Origin of the sequence: Enterobacter sp. MGH 16, from assembly GCF_000493175.1 — a bacterium.
Lineage (GTDB): Bacteria > Pseudomonadota > Gammaproteobacteria > Enterobacterales > Enterobacteriaceae > Enterobacter > Enterobacter roggenkampii.
Genome location: NZ_KI535695.1, coordinates 1,375,875 through 1,392,409, shown reverse-complemented (window position 1 = coordinate 1,392,409; position 16,535 = coordinate 1,375,875). Strand labels below are relative to the sequence as shown.

The window sequence follows — 16,535 nt, the reverse complement described above, 5'->3', positions numbered from 1 at the left end:
AAGGTCTTTTATTATGAAAACATTGCTCCCGACTTCAACGGCTGGCAGCCTGCCAAAGCCGACCTGGCTTGCGCAACCGGAGACGCTCTGGTCACCGTGGAAGTTACAGGATCAGGAACTGCTGGCAGGCAAGCAGGATGCGCTGCGCCTGTCTCTGGATGAGCAGATCCGCGCGGGAATCGATATCGTCAGCGACGGGGAACAGACCCGCCAGCACTTCGTCACCACCTTTATTGAACACCTGAGCGGCGTCGATTTTGAGAACCGCCAGACGGTGCGCATTCGTAACCGCTATGACGCCAGCGTGCCGACCGTGGTTTCCGCGGTTGCGCGCCAGAAACCGGTCTTCGTCGACGATGCAAAGTACCTGCGCCAGCTTACGGACAAGCCGATCAAATGGGCCCTGCCGGGGCCGATGACCATGATCGACACCCTGTATGACGCGCACTATAAAAGCCGCGAAAAGCTGGCCTGGGAATTCGCCAAGATCCTCAACCAGGAAGCGCGAGAGTTAGAGGCCGCAGGCGTGGACATTATCCAGTTCGATGAACCGGCGTTTAACGTCTTTTTTGATGAGGTCAACGACTGGGGCATCGCCGCGCTGGAGCGCGCCATTGAAGGGCTGAAGTGCGAAACCGCGGTCCACATCTGCTACGGCTACGGCATCAAGGCCAATACCGACTGGAAAAAGACGCTCGGCTCGGAGTGGCGCCAGTACGAAGAGGCCTTCCCTAAGCTGCAGACCTCTAACATCGACATCATCTCCCTGGAGTGCCACAACTCCCGCGTGCCGATGGATCTGCTGGAGCTGATCCGCGGTAAAAAAGTGATGGTTGGGGCGATCGATGTGGCAACCAACACGGTTGAAACGCCGGAGGAAGTGGCCGATACGCTGCGAAAAGCGCTGCAGTTTGTCGACGCCGACAAGCTGTACCCGTCAACCAACTGCGGCATGGCGCCCCTCTCCCGTCAGGTTGCCAACGGCAAGCTTAAAGCACTCAGCGCTGGCGCAGAAATTATCCGCCAGGAGCTTGGCGCGTAATCCCCTTACGCTGCCAGTACGGCGGCGTACCAAAGCGCTCGACGTAATAATCAATCACCGCCCTGACGTTCAGGGGCGGATGTCGGGCATCAGGGTAGATCGCCGCGATAGCCTGTTGTTCCGTAGTGATGGCGCACTCCAGCGCGGGCAGGAGCGGAATCAGCTCACCGCGCTGGAGCGGCTCGCTCACCAGCCAGTCCGGAAACAACACAATCCCCATCCCGCCAAGCGCCGCAGCCAGCAACGCTTCCGCATTATTCGAGGTCATCAATGGCGTCACGGGATAGTGTGTCCACGCCTCGCCCGCCCTGCGCAACAGCCAGCGGTTAGGCCCTGACGATCCGCGATACACCAGGCAATGATGGCGGTTCAGATCGTCGGGCACTTCTGGCGCACCGTGTTTACGCACGTAGTCTGGCGACGCGGCCAGATGGTACACCTGCTGCCCAAACACCCGCGCGCGAAACGACGAGTCCGTCAGCACGCCAATGCGGAAGATAAGGTCTGCCGCATCCCGGTGGGGGTCAATGAAATCATCGGTCAGCGTCAGCTCTACGCTCAGGCGAGGATAGCGTGCCGACAGGCCGGGAAGTCCTGGGGCTATGTGCTTCTGGCCGAAAAACACCGGTCCGTTAATGCGGATCGCACCGGACGGCTCCACCGCACGCGCGTCCAGCTCCCGGCGCGCCTCTTCAAGATTCTCCGCCATCGACCGGGCGTAGCGAATAAACAGATGACCGCTTTCCGTGGGAATGACGGCCCGCGTATTGCGATAGAAAAGCTGCTGCCCGAGCGCATCCTCGAGCTGGTGGATCACGCGCGATATCTGCGAGGCCGATATCCCCTGCCGCCGCGCCACGACGGAGAAGTTCTGCGCTTCATACACGTCGATAAAGATCAGCAGCGCGCGGATGTTGATGTTGCTGGCGTCAACCATTAATGCATATCCTGCAAAGGTGTTTCTACCATTATGGCATTTTTCTCATTGCACAACCCACGTAATCTTCTTCGCCTGAAAACGGAGGAAGAAGAATGCAGTTGGTTTTGATTTTACTGGTGATTGCTGGCGGGATGGGCCTCTCCGTCGAGGCGGGCCTGCTGGGACCGCTGGGGGGGAAGGTCGGGGATTTATGGGCGACGTTCAGCATTTTTGGCGTCGGCGCCGTGCTGACGTTTCTGCTGATGCTGTTTTTCAGCCCGCGCAACAGCCCGTCGTTTTTCGCACAGCCCGGCTGGCAGCTCCTCGGCGGGGTGCTGGGTCCGATCTACGTCGTCATACTGACGCTCGCCACGCCGACTATCGGCATCGCGCTGACGATGATTGGCATTCTGGCAGGTCAGGTTTTTAAAAGCCTGATCATTGACCACTTTGGCCTGCTGGGTACGCCGCACAGGAAGATAAACGCAAGACGCATCGTGGCGCTGGTTTTTATTATTGCCGCACTGGTACTGGTCGCAAAGGGGTAAACACATGACATTGATGATGATAATTCTGGCCATCTGCGGCGGCGCGACGCTGAGCATACAGGCCGCAATTAATGGGCAGCTCGGCAGCAGCGTGGGCGTTTTCAAGAGCGCGTTTCTAACGTTTTCCGTCGGCGCGCTGGTGACCGCCCTGCTCATTTTCTTCTTTGAGCCTAAGCAGGCGGTCACGCTGCTGGACGTGCCGAAATGGCAGCTCCTCGGGGCGATGTTTGGCGTGCCCTATATCGTGATAATGGTGCTCGCCGTACAGCGGATCGGCACCGCTGTCGCCACGGTGGCGGTGATCTTCGGCCAGCTCGCCATGAGTATGCTGATTGATAACTTTGGCTGGCTGGGCAATCCCGCCATTTCGTTTTCACCGAGCCGTCTGAGCGCGGTGGTATGCCTGGGGATTGCCCTGTACTTCATCTACTCCAGCAGCAAAACCGGCAGCGTCAGCGACTAAGCTGAGGTCTTACGGGTAAAGAACAGCGTCACCGTGGCGACGGTGACGCCCAGTTTCTTCATCTCGGTTTTATTAAACAGATGGTTCTCATCCTGCAGGTACATCCAGTCGTCAAAGTTCAGTAGCCAGGTGCTGCCGTTGGCCTTCACGTTCATGCTGTAATGCCAGTTGAACGCGTTGCCGGCGACCTGCCCCGTTGCTACCCCTTCAATATCCCCCGCCGTGCCTTCGTAGCGATCGCTCCCCACGCGGCGGATATGCCAGACCCGCTGCTGCTTCTCACCGTCGTCGTAAACGAAGTGCTCGTTCAGCGTCAGCGTATCGCCGATAACGTCCCCGGCAATCTCAACGTGAAAGCGGCGGATCTGCTTGCCGCTGCGATCCTGCACCATCCCCCACGCTTCGGTTTTGCCCTGGAAGTAATGGAAGATATCCAGCCGCGGCTGCTGCTGGCGATACTCGGTCACCTCCGTGCTACAGCCTGCCAGCAGCATCGTCAATGCCAGCGCCATCATCAGGATACGTTTCATTTTTGGCCTCCGATTAACTGCTGACGCAGCTCAGGGTATTGCGTGCGAGGATCGAGCCAGATGGCCAGGAAGCGGGTGCTGAACGCTTCTGACTGACGCGGTCCGAGTGGAATAAAGGCTTTTTGCGCCGCTGACTCGCGATACCAGAACTGCCCCTGCCCGTCGTCGAGCACAAACGCCAGCTGTGCGCCCGGCCGGACATCCGGCCACAGAGAGCGGAGCATCTGTAACCAGGCTTCGCTTCGGGGTTCCCGTTGCAGGATCCCCTGCGCCTGCCACTGGTCGCGGGTCGCCTCGACAAGCTCATCGCGATCGATATCGCGCGCATAGGTAATAATCAGCGCCTGATCCTGGTTCTCCCGACCGTAACGCCCGTCCGGCGTACGCAGCTGGGAGGTATAGACGGTGAATGGCCCCCAGGTGAGCGTGGCGTCCCCCACCTTCCGCCACCCCAGCCAGTCGGTGGCCTGGGCAACAGGAACAACCAGCGTCAGACAAAGCAACAAAACCGCAGCTCTCATTTTTGTCTCCCCATCAGCAGGTGGAAAAACAGCATCAACACCAGCCAGCCCGGCGCCATCCAGCTGACGACGATAAAGGTCGGCTCCAGAAACGTGATGGCACCCAGCCGCTCGCCAATCAGGTACGCTACCGGCCCTCCCACGGCGGCCAGCAGGGTGAGCAGCCAGCCGGGCAACGTGGTGGTGCGCGTAAGCTGCGTCCAGACGGTGGCGAACATCAGCCATAATGCCACCATCCATAGCGGCATCAGGGCATCACCCGTGAAGGCGATCAGCCCCGTCAGCGCCCAGAGCGTATCCAGCAAACTGCCCGCCGCGGCCAGCCCAATGGCGTAAAAACGATATACAGACGGCAAGAGCAGGCACGCCAGGATCGCCAGCCCGAGCCAGATAATCAGGCCCTGTTCGCGAAAGAGCACCACCAGCGCCCAGTAGAGATCGAACGCGACGGCCAGCAGGAAGACCTGAAGATATCGTCTCATACGCGCTCTGCGGTCAGCTGCACCACGCTAATGGTGCGGGCGTTAAACCCGGCTTCACAGTAGCCAAAGTAATAAAGCCACATGCGGCGGAACCGCTCATCAAAGCCGAGCTTTTCAATCTCCTGCCAGGCGTGGACAAAGCGCTGCCGCCAGTGCGCCAGCGTGCGGGCGTAGTCCGGCCCCATGTCGAAGAGATTGCGCACCACGAAATCGGTGTGGCGCGTCATCAGCTCGTTCATGGCGGTGATGCTCGGCAGGAAGCCGCCGGGGAAAATGTAGCGCTGAATAAAATCGACGCTTTTGCTGTAGTCGCGATAGCGCTGGTCCTGAATGGTGATGGCCTGAATCGCCATTCGTCCACCCGGGCGCAGCCGCGCCTGACAGGTCCGGAAGAATGTAGGCAGATAGCGCTGCCCGACGGCTTCAATCATCTCTATTGAGACCAGCTTGTCGTACTGCCCGGTGAGGTCGCGATAGTCGCAGAGCAGCACCTCAACACGATCCTGCAACCCGGCGCGGGCGATCCGCTCGGTTGCCCAGACGTATTGCTCCTGCGACAGCGTGGTGGTAGTCACCCGACAGCCATAATGACGGGCCGCGTATTCCGCCATCGCCCCCCAGCCGGTGCCGATTTCCAGCAGGTGGTCGGCCTCGCTAAGCGCCAGCTGGTCGCACAGGCGCGCCATTTTGGCCTGCTGAGCCGTCGTGAGATCCTGCTCGTCTGCGGTAAAGAGCGCGCTGGAGTAAAGCAGTTCCCTGTCCAGAAAATGGGCATAGAAGGTGTTGCCCAGGTCGTAGTGGGCGGCAATATTTTCACGCGCCTGCGCGCGGGAGTTACGCCGCGTCCAGTGGCGCAAACGCTCCAGCGGTCGGCCAAGCAGCCGGAACCCTTTCTCAAGACGGCCAAGCACCTCGCCGTTGAGGGCCAGGATTTGCAGAAGCGGCGTGAGCTGCGCGGTTTCCCATTCGCCGTCCATCCAGGCTTCAGCGGCGGCAAGGCTCCCGCCCGTTAAGACGCGCCAGTAGACGGCGGGCGTGAGGATCTGCACGTCGGCGTGCAGCGCGGAGGATGTCTCGCCAAAATGGAAGGTCTGCGCCCCTTCACGCAGGGTGAGCGAACCACCGCGGATGCCGCTTAACAGACGAAACAGAAGCCATCGCGCGAGGCGGACGTTGCGCGGGATATCGGGTTCTAACGCAAAGACGGGATCGGTCATGAGCGTTCACTCCTGCTGACGGGATGGTTATACAGCGGCACGCGCTTGAGCCACAGCCTCAGCGCCTGCCAGTAAATGGCGAAAACGGTTTTCAGGGTCATAAGCGGGATGCGCAGCAGCAGCGCGCGCAGTGCCGGACGGGTCAGCGGCTCCCGGCGCAGGGCGAGCGTGGCGTCGAACACCTTCGCTTCCTGATGATTTTCAATGTGCATATGCAGCGTGTTATCCGGATCGTTGAAGCGCCAGTGGTAGATCATGTCCATCGGGTTGAAGGGGGAAACGTGAAACGCTTTTTCCGTGGGCTGGGCATGTTGCCCGTCGACCGCGTAATAATGACGCTCGTTCCACGGCGTGTTGCGAACCTCCGCCAGTACCCAGCGCAGAGTCCCCTTCCCGTCATAGCAGTAGTAAAAGTTGACCGGGTTAAAATGAAACCCGAAATACCGCAACTGCGTCAGAAGCATGACCCGCCCGTCAGGCCGTTCCCCGGTCAGGCTCTCCAGCCTGCTGAGCACGTTCTCTTTGAGCGGCGTGCCGAGCGGATAGTCCGCGTCATGGAACGCGGCGGCGGCAAAGCGATTGCGGCGCACGCCGACGGACGCCAGCAGCGGCAGCTCATCAAGATCCAGCCAGGCCATAAAGACGCTGTAGCGAAATTCATGGGTTTTCGGCTGAAGGCGGCGGTGGCGCAATACGCCGTGATAGAGGCAGCTGTTCATCTCAGTTCCCCTCTCCGGCCGCTATCGCGTTGACCACGTCCAGCGCGCTGCGCACGCCGTCTTCATGAAAACCGTTGTACCAATAGGCTCCGCAGAACCAGCTCCGCTGGTGACCGTTGATCTCGCCGCGCCGCGCCTGCGCCCGCCAGCTTTGCGGGTTAAACAGCGGATGCTCATAAACGAAGCGTTGCAGAACGAAGCGCTCATCCACCGGCGCGTCCGGGTTCAGGGTGACGCAGAACAGCGGGCTGCCCGCAGGCAGCCCCTGCAGAATGTTCATGTTGTAGGTCACACAGGCGCTGGCCTGCGCCTGCGCGCTCAGCCGGTAATTCCAGCTCGCCCAGGCGCGCGGCCGCACCGGCAGCCAGCGCGGGTCGCTGTGCAACACCACCTCGTTGCGCTGCCAGCCGATATCGCCCAGCACCTCGCGCTCTGCGGAGGTCGGGTCGTCAAGCATCGCCAGAGCACTGCCCGAGTGGCAGGCAAATATCACCTGGTCGAAGGTATGGCTGCCGTTTTCAAGCTGGAGCGTGACCCCGTCCTCGTGGCGGCTCACCCGCTGCACCGGTGAATTGAGATGCAGCGTCAGCCGATCGCCCAGTTTGTCCAGCATCGCGCGGATATACTCTCGCGAGCCGCCCGGCACCACGTACCACTGCGGGCGATGGGTGATATCCAGCAGACCGTGGTTTTGGAAGAAACGTAAAAAAAGCGGCAGCGGGAAACGCTTCATCTCCTGCAGCGAGGATGACCAGATGGCGGCCCCCATCGGCAGAATATAGTGGCGCGCAAAAAAGGGCGTAAAGCCGTGCTGGTCCAGAAACGTCTGCAGCGTGGCGTTCGGGTCCACTTCCCCGTCCAGCGCCTGTTTTGCCAGACGATTGAAGCGGACGATTTCACCGAGCAGCCGCCAGAATGTCGGATTGACGAGATTTCGGCGCTGGGCAAACAGCGACGTCAGGGTGTGGCCGTTGTATTCCAGACCCGTCTCGGGATTGTGTACTGAAAAGCTCATCTGGGTTTTTTGCCCGCTGATACCCAGCTCGCTGAGCAGGCCCATAAAGCGCGGATAGGTGCGGTCGTTGTAGACGATAAACCCGGTATCGATCGCGTAAGTGCCCTGTGGCGTCGTCACGTCAACCGTTGCGGTATGGCCGCCCGGTGTGGATCCCGCTTCAAACAGGGTCACCTGATGGTGCCCGGCCAGTCGCCAGGCGCACGTCAGCCCGGCAATGCCGCTGCCGATAATTGCAATGTTCATGAACGCACCATCCTGCGCAGCAGCGTGCGCTGAAGAAAAGCAGGCAGCCCTGAGAGCAGCCGCAAAATGAAGCCAAATCCGGCAGGAAACGCGATGTGCATTTTCCCGGCCGCCAGCCCGATACGGATCGCCTTCACCGCCTCATCGACGGTCACCCGACCCGGCATGGCAAAATCGTTTTTTCGCGTCAGGGGCGTATCGACGAAGCCCGGAGAGACAACCGTGACGGCAATCCCTTTTGGCTCCCAGTCCAGGCGCAGGCTTTCGGCAAACCAGCTCAGCGCCGCTTTGGACGCACCGTAGGCCTCTGCGCGGGGGAAAGGCAGCCAGTGGGCCATCGAGCTCACCAGCACCACGCGGTTGCCTCGAACCAGCTGCGGCTGCAGCGCCTCAAGACAGTTGACCGGCCCGAGGAAATTGGTGTTCATGACCCGCTCCACCAGCGCTGCATCCACCACGCCACCGTCGAGGTATTCGCAGGTACCGGCGCAGAGAATAATCAAATCGGCGTAGCTGCCGGTCAGCGCCTGTCGGCAGGCCTCCCGGTCCGTCATATCGAACAGGCGAACGGTGAGATTGGGGCAGGTCTGATGCAGCGCTTCCAGACGCGCCGGATCGCGCCCGCAGGCAATCACATGATAGCCGTCAGCGGAGAAGGATTTCGCCAGCCCGGCGCCAATGCCCGAACTTGCACCGGTAATCAGTACCGTCTTCATGATTTGACCCTCCGCTTCACGCCGCGTACCGCCCAGCCCAGCAGAGGAAGATGTTCGTAGATCATCTCTCCCGCATCGTAGTAGTCGCGCTGGTGGGTGATGAGATCGTTTTCCGTCTCCACCACCGAGCACCCCGGCAGATCGAGCGGTTCGCCTCCGGCAATGCGCGGATGCGACCAGTGCATCACCCAGGTGACAACAAACCGGTTCCCGCTGCAGAGCGGCGGGTCGATAGAAAAACGGCAGTTCTCGACGTTGGCCAGCAGATGGGTGAAATAGCGCTGAAGCGCAAAGATACCGTCGTGCTCGCCGAACGGATCGACAAGCGTGGCATTTGAATGGTAAAGCCCGACCAGCGCGGACGGCGGCTGGCTATCCAGTGCGGCGTAGTACTCAACAAACCGACTCACGACAGAGGGCAAAGTGCTCATGGGTCACATCCTGGCTGTAAACAACGTGGCGTAATCGCATACTTAAAACTTACACAATTAACGTTATTTGTCCAAGTTTGTGCAAATTTATTTTTTATTAACCATAAATATCAACAACTTGATAACTCAATCATTTGACGGTTTTGTAGGCCGGGTAAGGCGTAGCCGCCACCCGGCTTTCACTTTCAGGTTATCCTTAAGGCAAATTCAGCGGTCATCTTCCAGGCTTATCCTTTTTATTCATAAGGATGCCTGACATGAAACGTTTCTTTCTCTCCCTCTTCTCAAGCCCGGAATCCTTACTGCAGGTGATGAGTCAGCAGGAAATTATTGAAGCCGTGGAAGATGGCGACCGCATCATTATCGACCAGGACGGGAACGCCTCGGTGAACTACAAGAGCAACGAGGTGCGGCAGGACTTTCTGCGTCACGTTAACGCGCTGAAGAGGGCCTGATATGGGAACGGCGATATTTATGGTGCTGATGGTCTGCGGGTACTGGTACACCAGCCGCGACCTGTCGACCCGCTTTAAAATCAAGCGTTCCTTTGGCTGGGACGTCTATTTTCTCGTTGCGCTTTACGGCTGTATTTTCGTTCTGCAGGGGGTGATTGCTACGGGGCTGCTCTGGCTGCTGCTGCTCACCCTTTCTGCCGCCAACAACGCTTTCCACTTTGCCTCACCGAAATACACCGACTGGCAAATCGACTTTATGAACTGGAGTTTTTTAGGCATTCAGGCACCGGTGGTGGTGATGCTGGCGTTTGCCATTCTGTTTTGCCTCTACCGCTCTAACTGGGCAGGCAGCGCCAGGCTGGACGGCGAGAGTCGGAAAAAGCTCTACAAACGGCTTGCGCAGGCGAGCGGGATTGAACAACTGCTCTATCAGTGTATGGAGCAAGGCGAACTGGCGCAGGTCACGCTCCGCTCGAGGCGGATATACGTGGGTATGATCCACACCGCAACGCTGGAATATGAAAAAACGGCCAATATCGTGCTGATCCCGATGTTGAGCGGGTACCGGGATGCGAAGACGATGAACCTGCGCATCGAGAATAATTACAGCCGGTGGTATGCGGAGCATGACATTACGCTCGACTCGGAACCCCGCAGCGCCATGTCATTCCGCAAGGTGATTTTACTCAATCAGATTGAGAGCATCTCGCTGTTCGATCCCGCCAGCGCCAGCGCGCTGTCGCTGGCACAGCGGGACGAGAGCCCTGGCCCTAAAGAGACATCCCCATAATTCTGAGTATGCTCTGCTGTGAGGCTGTTTCAAAAAGGACGTTCTTAATGCAGAGCATGCCCTGCTTCTGGTAGAACCGGTACGCTCCTGCGTTCTGCTCAAGCACTTCCAGCCAGAGAGAGTCCTTTCCCCTGCTCCGGGCCATGTCGATGATTTTATTGAACATGTCCTGACCATAGTGTTTGCCGGTCTCGGCAGGATCGAGGTAGAACTTGTTGAGGAGAACGCCCCTCTTGTCCGTTTCCGGAAGCATGGCGTCCCAGGTCACTTTCATGAATCCCACTGGCCGATCGGTTTCTGCCACAAACCAGGAAACATGGCTCTCGGTCAGGCTCTGCTCAATGACGGAGGGGGCATACTCGGCGTCCAGAAAAGCCGTCATCTCGGCATCTGATACCCACAAATGCTGAAAATGCGCGGGATAGATACGATATCCCAACGCGCTTAATAGCGTTGAATCGGCCCCGGTGGCCTGTCGAATTCGAAGCGTCATGGAAGGTATCCCGCGTAATCACCCGCGTTGGGCATGTTGATAGAGATCCCAGCGGTTGCCGTACATATCTTCAAACACCACCACCGTACCGTACTCTTCCTCACGCGGTTCTTCACAAAAATGAACGCCTTTTGCTTTCATGGCATGGTAATCGCGCCAGAAATCATCCGTCTGAAGGAACAGGAATACTCGGCCACCGCATTGATTACCGATAAAACCTTCCTGCCTCTCGTTAGACGCACGAGCCAGCAAAATATTGCAGTCGCTTTCCGGGTTGGGCGAGACGACCACCCAGCGTTTACCCGGTTGCGGCGTATCCTCTACGAGGGTAAACCCCAGCTTGTCTGTGTAGTACTCAATGGCGCGATCGTAGTCATCAACCACAATAGCCACGCAGCCGAGGCATCGTTTCTGTGTTCTCATTTCCGTTACCTTTACTCTAAATGGTTATGCTCAGCGCTTTTCCACTGAATACGCGCACATAAAAACAGCGATCGCATGCGTAACCCGACGAGCAATTTCTTCATCAGATAAGCTTTTTCTGGCGCCAAGCTTTATCTCAAGGCTTGTCATCCCGAGCCACAACCCGGCCAGGTCGTCAGCCGCTTCGCGCGGGGAGCACGCGATCAGTAAGCCCTTTTCAACGGCTTCACCGATAATTGTCTCCAGCATCTGCTGCGCCCTGCCGGGACCTGCCGCATAAAAACGCGCGGGTAACTCCGGATGACGAATAGCGGCGGAGGCAATTAAGCGGTCCCATCCCGTCAGCTCGCGCTGGTTGATGAAGCGGACAAAACGGTTGCCAAACGCGGTTAAGACCTCGGTCAACGACAGATGATGCCGCTCGGAAAAATCACTGTCACTGATGGTCAGATCCGATTCCTTACGGAGTACGGCCTCAACAAGCAGGTCTTTATCCGCGAAATTGGCATAAAGCGTGGCTTTTGCCACCCCGGCAACGCGGGCAATTTCTTCCGTCGTGACATCGAGGCCTTTCTCGAGAAACAGGCTTCTTGCGGCCTGCAGTATCGCCTGCTCCTTTGACGGATCTTTTGGGCGGCCTTTCTGCCGAACCTTTTCTCTCATCGTTTACGACCTGACAAAAGCATGCTCATCATGAGCCCCCCGATAACGGTTATGTGTTCAAGCGCGATATGAAACTCCTGGGTGCGCTGGGGCTCGCTAAATTTCCAGAATGGATGCCCCACCGGAATGGTGAGTAATGTAAACACAATCAGCATTGCCGATCCAATCCATCCGTAGCCGGCAAAATTCGAAATCACCAGAGCAGAGCCTACAAGCTGACAGAGAATGGTGCCTGTCGCGAATAAGACGGGCCAGGGGAGACCCACATCCACCATTTCCAGCACAATCTCTCCAAAGTTGAACAACCCATAAAAGCCTGCCATCCAGAAGAAAAAGGTCAATAAAATTCTTGAAAGACAGAGTGTTGTGATAGATGACGTGATTTTTGACACTGAATTATCTCTTTGATCATTTAAAAGACTGGCTAGTCTACTTATTAATTAACAGACCGACAAGTCTGATAAGTGCGATCGCCGCCCTGACACTCCAAAACGGGTGGGTGAACATCAGTGTGAGAACGCGCTAGTCTGCCTCTGGTGAATGGATGGTGAGCGATGAAGACATATGGAAATTATTTTGATGCGCCACGGCGAACCCGAATACAGGGGCGCCGGAAAGGTGTCGTACAGGGAAATGGTGGGATGGTTCGACAGCTATAACCGCTCTTCAACGGGCCGCGACAGACCTTCGGAGATGGCTCAAATCCTCGCGTACCGCGCACTGACGTTTCTCAGCAGCCCTCTCCCGCGAGCCCTTTCATCGTTGAAAACGCTGGGGTGTGAACCGGGCTTAATTGATGAGGTTTTTCGGGAAGCAGAGCTGCCGGTGTTCCGTATTCCGGGGTTCCGGCTATCGCCTTTTTACTGGGCAGCGCTGTTTCGCGTTCTTTGGCTCTGCGGCCTGTCTGGCGAGTCAGAGCGCGTAAGCGCCGCAAAAGAACGTGCCGTTAAGGCGGCAGAAATCCTGGTGAATGTAGCGAAGGACTCTGACGGCCCCGTCTTGCTCATGGGGCACGGGGTCATCAACCGGTTCATTGCAAAAGAACTGATCGCATCAGGCTGGAAAGAACAGACTCGTCCGGGTAAGGGGTACTGGGGAGCGGGGGTTTACAGCATGGTATAGCGGCACATGCTGAGGCCGAGGATTGTTCATCCTCGGCGCACGCCAGCCGACTGTTATTCGCAAATGCTGAATGCACCTGTCAGCCTTCGTCTGGAGGACTAAGGGGATCCTCGCTAGCCCCCGATTAAGTCTGCCAGCGCCCTCTTCAACGACGCGATGACCTCATCCGTCTCCATGCCCATCTGCGCATGAATAATGGCGCCGTCAATGAGCAGCATGATTTCATTGACGGCGCGCTCATCCGCAATTTTTGTCAGCAACGCAATAATCTTCTTTGTTTCGATTTTATGATCGCGGCATATCGCTTTTATTTCGCTTTCAATATCTTCGGATTTGGCTTCGGCGCTGGCATTAATAAACGCACAGCCGTGGAAATCAGGCGAAATAAACCATTCATAAAGGGTAGCCGATAGAGCGTCCGCAGGCGTCTGGCCTTCAACGAGATGTCGACGAAGCGTGGCCTCAAACCAGTTAATCCATATTTCATGTCGATAGTGTAAATAGGCGAGAATAAGCAAGCTCTTACTCGGAAAATGGCGATAAAACGTCACCTTCGTCACTTTCGCCTCTTTAATCAGCGTATCCACCCCCGTCGCCCTGAAGCCCGTGGAATAAAACAGATCGTGCGCCGTGAGTAATATTTTATCCCGGACGCTAATTTTTGTTTCGTTGCCTGCGTGTTCGGTTTTCATTTTTTCGACAGCCTCAAAAAGGGTGTTGACAGCGTTATTTTTCAGGCATAGATTACCCCAAGTAGACAGACCTGTCTACACAAAATCACACTGAGGTAACCGCCATGAACACACGTCCTCCTTTACCGCCCTTCACCCGTGAAAGCGCCATCGAAAAAGTCAGGCTGGCAGAAGATGGCTGGAACAGTCGCGACCCGGCGAAAGTCGCGCTGGCCTATACGCTGGATACCCAATGGCGCAACCGTGCAGAGTTCGCCACCAACCGTGAAGAGGCCCGGGCGTTTCTCGAAAGGAAATGGAAAAAAGAGCTGGATTATCGTCTGATTAAAGAGCTGTGGGCCTTTACGGATAACCGCATCGCGGTCCGCTATGCCTATGAATGGCATGATGATTCAGGCAACTGGTTCCGTTCGTACGGCAACGAGAACTGGGAATTCGACCCAGACGGCTTGATGAAGCGTCGTTTTGCCTGCGTAAACGATATGCCGATAAAAGAATCCGAGCGACTGTTCCACTGGCCGCTGGGCAGACGCCCGGACGATCACCCGTCGCTGAGCGATCTGGGCTTATAAGATTTCTACATCACTCCGGGGCGCCCCGGAGTGATGCGTTTAGAGTGTGCCCAGCTGTTTCATCAGCGTCATGTTGTCCTCAATATGCCAGTTCGCTGCAATTTTACCGTCACGGATTTCATAGATATCCGTGGCGATAAAATCTATTTTCTGTCCCTTTCCTTTCAGCTTGCCAAATGTCCCGGTGAATGTGCCGTAAAAATGTAAATGTGAGACCACGCGGTCGCCTGAAATAATCATCTGCTCAACGTCGCAGCGCAAATCGGGCACGGCAGTGCGAAACGCCCGCGAGGCTAAAATAGCGCCTTCCGGCCCCTGCTTACGGCCTTCCGGCGGTGTTTTATCAACAAAGTTTGCCGCCAGGGCATCACGCGCCAGAGTTTCATTACCGGTGTTCCAGAACGTGGCATATTCTCTGGCAACGGCTTCATTCGTCTTTAATTGCACCAGGGGCAGGCTCTTGTCCACAATCAGCTGTTTCGGCTGTACCCTTTCCCCCTGCGCGGAAATAGCATTGCCCGACAGACCAGCAAAAATAAGCGCCGCGATAGCGGGACGAAAGCACGTCGTATATTTCATGATGTCTCTCTACAGAGTGTTACGTTACCCGCAGACGATGCCCTGCGGATCACATTAATGAGGGGTCAGTTAATTAACGCCCCGCCCTCAATATCAATGACCGACCCGGTGACAAAGGGGTTGTCCATGGCGAAAAGATACCCTTGTGCGATGTCCTGCGCCCTTCCCCAGGCTTTGGCTGGCAGGGTTTCCGCCGCGCCTGCGAGCATTTTTTCCCGCGCGGCGGCGTCCATCCCCGCATACGCTTCCGTGTCGGTCAGCCCCGGACTCACGACGTTGACGCGCAGCGGGGAAAGCTCTTTCGCCAGTACCTTTGTCGCGGCCTCAATGGCGGCATTCATCGTTGTTTTTACGATGGCGCCCGCCACGGTGCGGCGCGCCACAAAGCCGCTGGTGAAGGTCAGCGTACCGCGGGGGGCGATGTTCCCGCTGAGATAGCGGGCGACATTGAGGCTTCCCCAGAATTTTGTATCAAAGGCATGTCTTGCCGCACGGAGATCCAGTCCGGAAAGCAGCCCGCCCGGCGCCTGTGAGCCCGCAGTGACGACAATATTATTGACCTCGCCCAGCGTTTCACTGAGCGCAACAAGCTCTGCCTCACGGCTGATATCGAGCACGAGAGTGCTAACAGACGCGGCATGAGCGCTCAGTCGTTGACGTGCAGCGTCCAGTTTCGCGCTGTCGCGCCCAGCAAGCATAATCTCCTCGCCGCGCCCGGCAAGCAGGGTGCCCACGGCGAAACCGATGCCGGAAGCGCCGCCGATAATTAAGGTTTTACGGGTCATAACGTTTCCTCCTCCAGGGTGTACGTTGGGTAATCGGTATATCCCGTCGCGGTCCCGCCAAAAAGCGTGGCGGGGTCGCACACCTGGGCCAGCGGCAAGCGGTGGGCCAGCCGGTGAGGTAAATCCGGGTTGGCAATAAACGGTCGTCCGAAGGCAATCAAATCGGCATAGCCCGCCGCCAGAATTTCTTCGGCTTTGGCAAGGTCATAGTTGCCCGCGACGATCAGCGTTCCGCTGAAGGTCTCGCGAAGGGATTGACGGAAACGCTCGGGTATCTGCGGCGCGTCGTCCCAGTCGGCTTCCGCCAGGTGGATGAACGCAATCCCTTTTTGTTCGCACCAGGCCGCAAGCGCGAGTATGGCTTCAGAGACCTGCGGGTCGTTCATCCCGCGCTGGGTAATAAACGGCGAAAGACGGATGCCCGTACGTTCGTGACCAATGGCTTCGGCAATCGCGCTTAACACGTCCTGGGCGAAGCGGATCCGGTTAGCCACCGTACCGCCGTACTCGTCCGTGCGTTTGTTGGAGGTTTGGCGCAGGAACTGGTCGATCAGATAGCCGTTTCCGCCGTGGACCTCCACGCCATCAAACCCGGCCTGAACGGCATTCAAAGCGGCCTGGCGATAGTCCGCGACGATGTTCTGAATGTCCTTGCGTGAGAGCGTTCTCGGCTGCGGGCAGTCAACCATCTGGCCTTCCCCACGCTCATTCACCACCCACACCTGCGCGTCCGGAGCCAGCGCTGACGGGGCGACGGGCTGACCATCCTGGTGAAAACTGGCGTGCGACATTCGCCCAACGTGCCAGAGCTGAGAAAAAATGACGCCGCCCGCCTGATGCACGGCGCCTGTGGTGAGCTGCCATCCTGAAACCTGCTCCGGCGAATGGATGCCGGGCGTCCAGGAGTATCCCTGACCCTGAGGCGAGATCTGCGTGGCTTCGGTGATGATTAACCCCGCGCTGGCCCGCTGCCGGTAATACTCCGCCATCAGCGCGGAGGGAATGTTGCCCGGCTGAAGGGAGCGCGCGCGGGTCATCGGCGCCATGACGATACGATTTTTCAGGTCCAGCGACCCCAGCCTGTAGCGTTCAAAGAGTGAAGCAGGTTTCAT

General features: G+C 57.6%; 24 protein-coding genes. 7 read left to right on the top strand and 17 right to left on the bottom strand.

From position 1 onward, the window contains the following. The first annotated feature begins 13 nt into the window (after positions 1–13). Positions 14–1,042: a methionine synthase gene (locus L362_RS15980; RefSeq protein WP_021241377.1), complete on the top strand. Its 1,029-nt coding sequence runs from the start codon at positions 14–16 to the stop codon at positions 1,040–1,042. On the opposite strand, the gene L362_RS15985 is transcribed toward L362_RS15980, so the two are convergent. Continuing rightward, positions 1,017–1,979, bottom strand: coding sequence for a LysR family transcriptional regulator (locus L362_RS15985; protein ID WP_023327409.1), 963 nt, complete (start codon positions 1,977–1,979; stop codon positions 1,017–1,019). The genes L362_RS15980 and L362_RS15985 overlap by 26 nt on opposite strands. A gap of 95 nt (positions 1,980–2,074) precedes the next feature. On the opposite strand from L362_RS15985, the gene L362_RS15990 reads away from it, so the two are divergent. Both L362_RS15990 and L362_RS15995 read left to right on the top strand, forming a co-directional pair. After that, positions 2,075–2,509 (top strand): DMT family transporter, encoded by a 435-nt coding sequence (locus L362_RS15990; RefSeq protein WP_023344086.1) that lies wholly within the window; start codon positions 2,075–2,077, stop codon positions 2,507–2,509. A gap of 4 nt (positions 2,510–2,513) precedes the next feature. After that, the gene (locus tag L362_RS15995) at positions 2,514–2,972 is read left to right on the top strand and encodes a DMT family transporter (protein ID WP_023344085.1); all 459 of its coding nucleotides are present in this window, start codon (positions 2,514–2,516) and stop codon (positions 2,970–2,972) included. On the opposite strand, the gene L362_RS16000 is transcribed toward L362_RS15995, so the two are convergent. The 8 genes from L362_RS16000 to L362_RS16035 are packed head-to-tail and all read right to left on the bottom strand — an operon-like array spanning position 2,969 to position 8,849. Continuing rightward, positions 2,969–3,502, bottom strand: a complete 534-nt coding sequence (locus L362_RS16000; RefSeq protein WP_023344084.1) for a DUF3833 domain-containing protein — start codon at positions 3,500–3,502, stop codon at positions 2,969–2,971. The genes L362_RS15995 and L362_RS16000 overlap by 4 nt on opposite strands. Further along, positions 3,499–4,023 carry a chalcone isomerase family protein gene (locus L362_RS16005; RefSeq protein WP_023344083.1) on the bottom strand — a complete coding sequence of 175 codons (525 nt, stop codon included), beginning with the start codon at positions 4,021–4,023 and terminating at the stop codon, positions 3,499–3,501. The genes L362_RS16000 and L362_RS16005 overlap by 4 nt, the downstream gene beginning before the upstream one ends. Continuing rightward, the gene (locus L362_RS16010; protein ID WP_008502325.1) at positions 4,020–4,505 is read right to left on the bottom strand and encodes a DUF2878 domain-containing protein; all 486 of its coding nucleotides are present in this window, start codon (positions 4,503–4,505) and stop codon (positions 4,020–4,022) included. Before L362_RS16010 ends, L362_RS16005 begins: the two co-directional genes overlap by 4 nt. Continuing rightward, on the bottom strand, positions 4,502–5,722 hold the full coding sequence (locus L362_RS16015) for an SAM-dependent methyltransferase (RefSeq protein ID WP_023327405.1): 1,221 nt from the start codon (positions 5,720–5,722) through the stop codon (positions 4,502–4,504). The genes L362_RS16010 and L362_RS16015 overlap by 4 nt, the downstream gene beginning before the upstream one ends. Continuing rightward, positions 5,719–6,441, bottom strand: a complete 723-nt coding sequence (locus L362_RS16020; RefSeq protein ID WP_008502327.1) for a DUF1365 domain-containing protein — start codon at positions 6,439–6,441, stop codon at positions 5,719–5,721. Before L362_RS16020 ends, L362_RS16015 begins: the two co-directional genes overlap by 4 nt. 1 nt (position 6,442) lies before the next feature. Then, a complete protein-coding gene (locus tag L362_RS16025; protein ID WP_023344082.1) occupies positions 6,443–7,702 on the bottom strand; it encodes an NAD(P)/FAD-dependent oxidoreductase in 1,260 nt (419 codons plus the stop codon). Beyond that, a complete protein-coding gene (locus L362_RS16030) occupies positions 7,699–8,418 on the bottom strand; it encodes an SDR family NAD(P)-dependent oxidoreductase (RefSeq protein WP_023344081.1) in 720 nt (239 codons plus the stop codon). Before L362_RS16030 ends, L362_RS16025 begins: the two co-directional genes overlap by 4 nt. Further along, complete coding sequence (locus L362_RS16035) at positions 8,415–8,849, bottom strand: nuclear transport factor 2 family protein (RefSeq protein WP_008502330.1); 435 nt, start codon at positions 8,847–8,849, stop codon at positions 8,415–8,417. The genes L362_RS16030 and L362_RS16035 overlap by 4 nt, the downstream gene beginning before the upstream one ends. A 257-nt stretch (positions 8,850–9,106) precedes the next feature. On the opposite strand from L362_RS16035, the gene L362_RS16040 reads away from it, so the two are divergent. Together L362_RS16040 and L362_RS16045 are read left to right on the top strand one after the other, a co-directional pair. Continuing rightward, positions 9,107–9,304, top strand: coding sequence for a hypothetical protein (locus L362_RS16040; RefSeq protein ID WP_008502331.1), 198 nt, complete (start codon positions 9,107–9,109; stop codon positions 9,302–9,304). Between the two features lies 1 nt (position 9,305). Beyond that, a complete protein-coding gene (locus tag L362_RS16045; protein WP_008502332.1) occupies positions 9,306–10,094 on the top strand; it encodes a hypothetical protein in 789 nt (262 codons plus the stop codon). On the opposite strand, the gene L362_RS16050 is transcribed toward L362_RS16045, so the two are convergent. From L362_RS16050 to L362_RS16065, 4 genes are read right to left on the bottom strand one after another with little or no spacing between them, the layout of a single operon-like run. After that, a complete protein-coding gene (locus tag L362_RS16050; RefSeq protein WP_023344080.1) occupies positions 10,075–10,587 on the bottom strand; it encodes a GNAT family N-acetyltransferase in 513 nt (170 codons plus the stop codon). The genes L362_RS16045 and L362_RS16050 overlap by 20 nt on opposite strands. 18 nt (positions 10,588–10,605) lie before the next feature. Then, complete coding sequence (locus L362_RS16055) at positions 10,606–11,010, bottom strand: VOC family protein (protein WP_008502334.1); 405 nt, start codon at positions 11,008–11,010, stop codon at positions 10,606–10,608. 30 nt (positions 11,011–11,040) lie between these two features. Next, positions 11,041–11,673 (bottom strand): TetR/AcrR family transcriptional regulator, encoded by a 633-nt coding sequence (locus tag L362_RS16060; RefSeq protein WP_021241367.1) that lies wholly within the window; start codon positions 11,671–11,673, stop codon positions 11,041–11,043. After that, on the bottom strand, positions 11,670–12,065 hold the full coding sequence (locus tag L362_RS16065) for a DoxX family protein (protein ID WP_023292497.1): 396 nt from the start codon (positions 12,063–12,065) through the stop codon (positions 11,670–11,672). The genes L362_RS16060 and L362_RS16065 overlap by 4 nt, the downstream gene beginning before the upstream one ends. A gap of 172 nt (positions 12,066–12,237) precedes the next feature. Between L362_RS16065 and L362_RS16070 the strand changes: the two genes are divergently transcribed. After that, positions 12,238–12,795, top strand: a complete 558-nt coding sequence (locus L362_RS16070) for a histidine phosphatase family protein (protein WP_032637721.1) — start codon at positions 12,238–12,240, stop codon at positions 12,793–12,795. A gap of 113 nt (positions 12,796–12,908) precedes the next feature. Here the strand turns inward: L362_RS16070 and L362_RS16075 are convergent, their stop codons facing one another. Beyond that, positions 12,909–13,487 (bottom strand): TetR/AcrR family transcriptional regulator, encoded by a 579-nt coding sequence (locus L362_RS16075; RefSeq protein WP_023344078.1) that lies wholly within the window; start codon positions 13,485–13,487, stop codon positions 12,909–12,911. A gap of 104 nt (positions 13,488–13,591) precedes the next feature. Between L362_RS16075 and L362_RS16080 the strand changes: the two genes are divergently transcribed. Next, positions 13,592–14,059 carry a nuclear transport factor 2 family protein gene (locus L362_RS16080; protein WP_021241363.1) on the top strand — a complete coding sequence of 156 codons (468 nt, stop codon included), beginning with the start codon at positions 13,592–13,594 and terminating at the stop codon, positions 14,057–14,059. 39 nt (positions 14,060–14,098) lie between these two features. On the opposite strand, the gene L362_RS16085 is transcribed toward L362_RS16080, so the two are convergent. The 3 genes from L362_RS16085 to L362_RS16095 form a co-directional block, all read right to left on the bottom strand. Continuing rightward, complete coding sequence (locus L362_RS16085) at positions 14,099–14,638, bottom strand: ester cyclase (protein WP_023344077.1); 540 nt, start codon at positions 14,636–14,638, stop codon at positions 14,099–14,101. Between the two features lie 65 nt (positions 14,639–14,703). Next, on the bottom strand, positions 14,704–15,423 hold the full coding sequence (locus L362_RS16090) for an SDR family oxidoreductase (RefSeq protein WP_023344076.1): 720 nt from the start codon (positions 15,421–15,423) through the stop codon (positions 14,704–14,706). Then, complete coding sequence (locus L362_RS16095) at positions 15,420–16,535, bottom strand: alkene reductase (RefSeq protein WP_023292502.1); 1,116 nt, start codon at positions 16,533–16,535, stop codon at positions 15,420–15,422. The genes L362_RS16090 and L362_RS16095 overlap by 4 nt, the downstream gene beginning before the upstream one ends.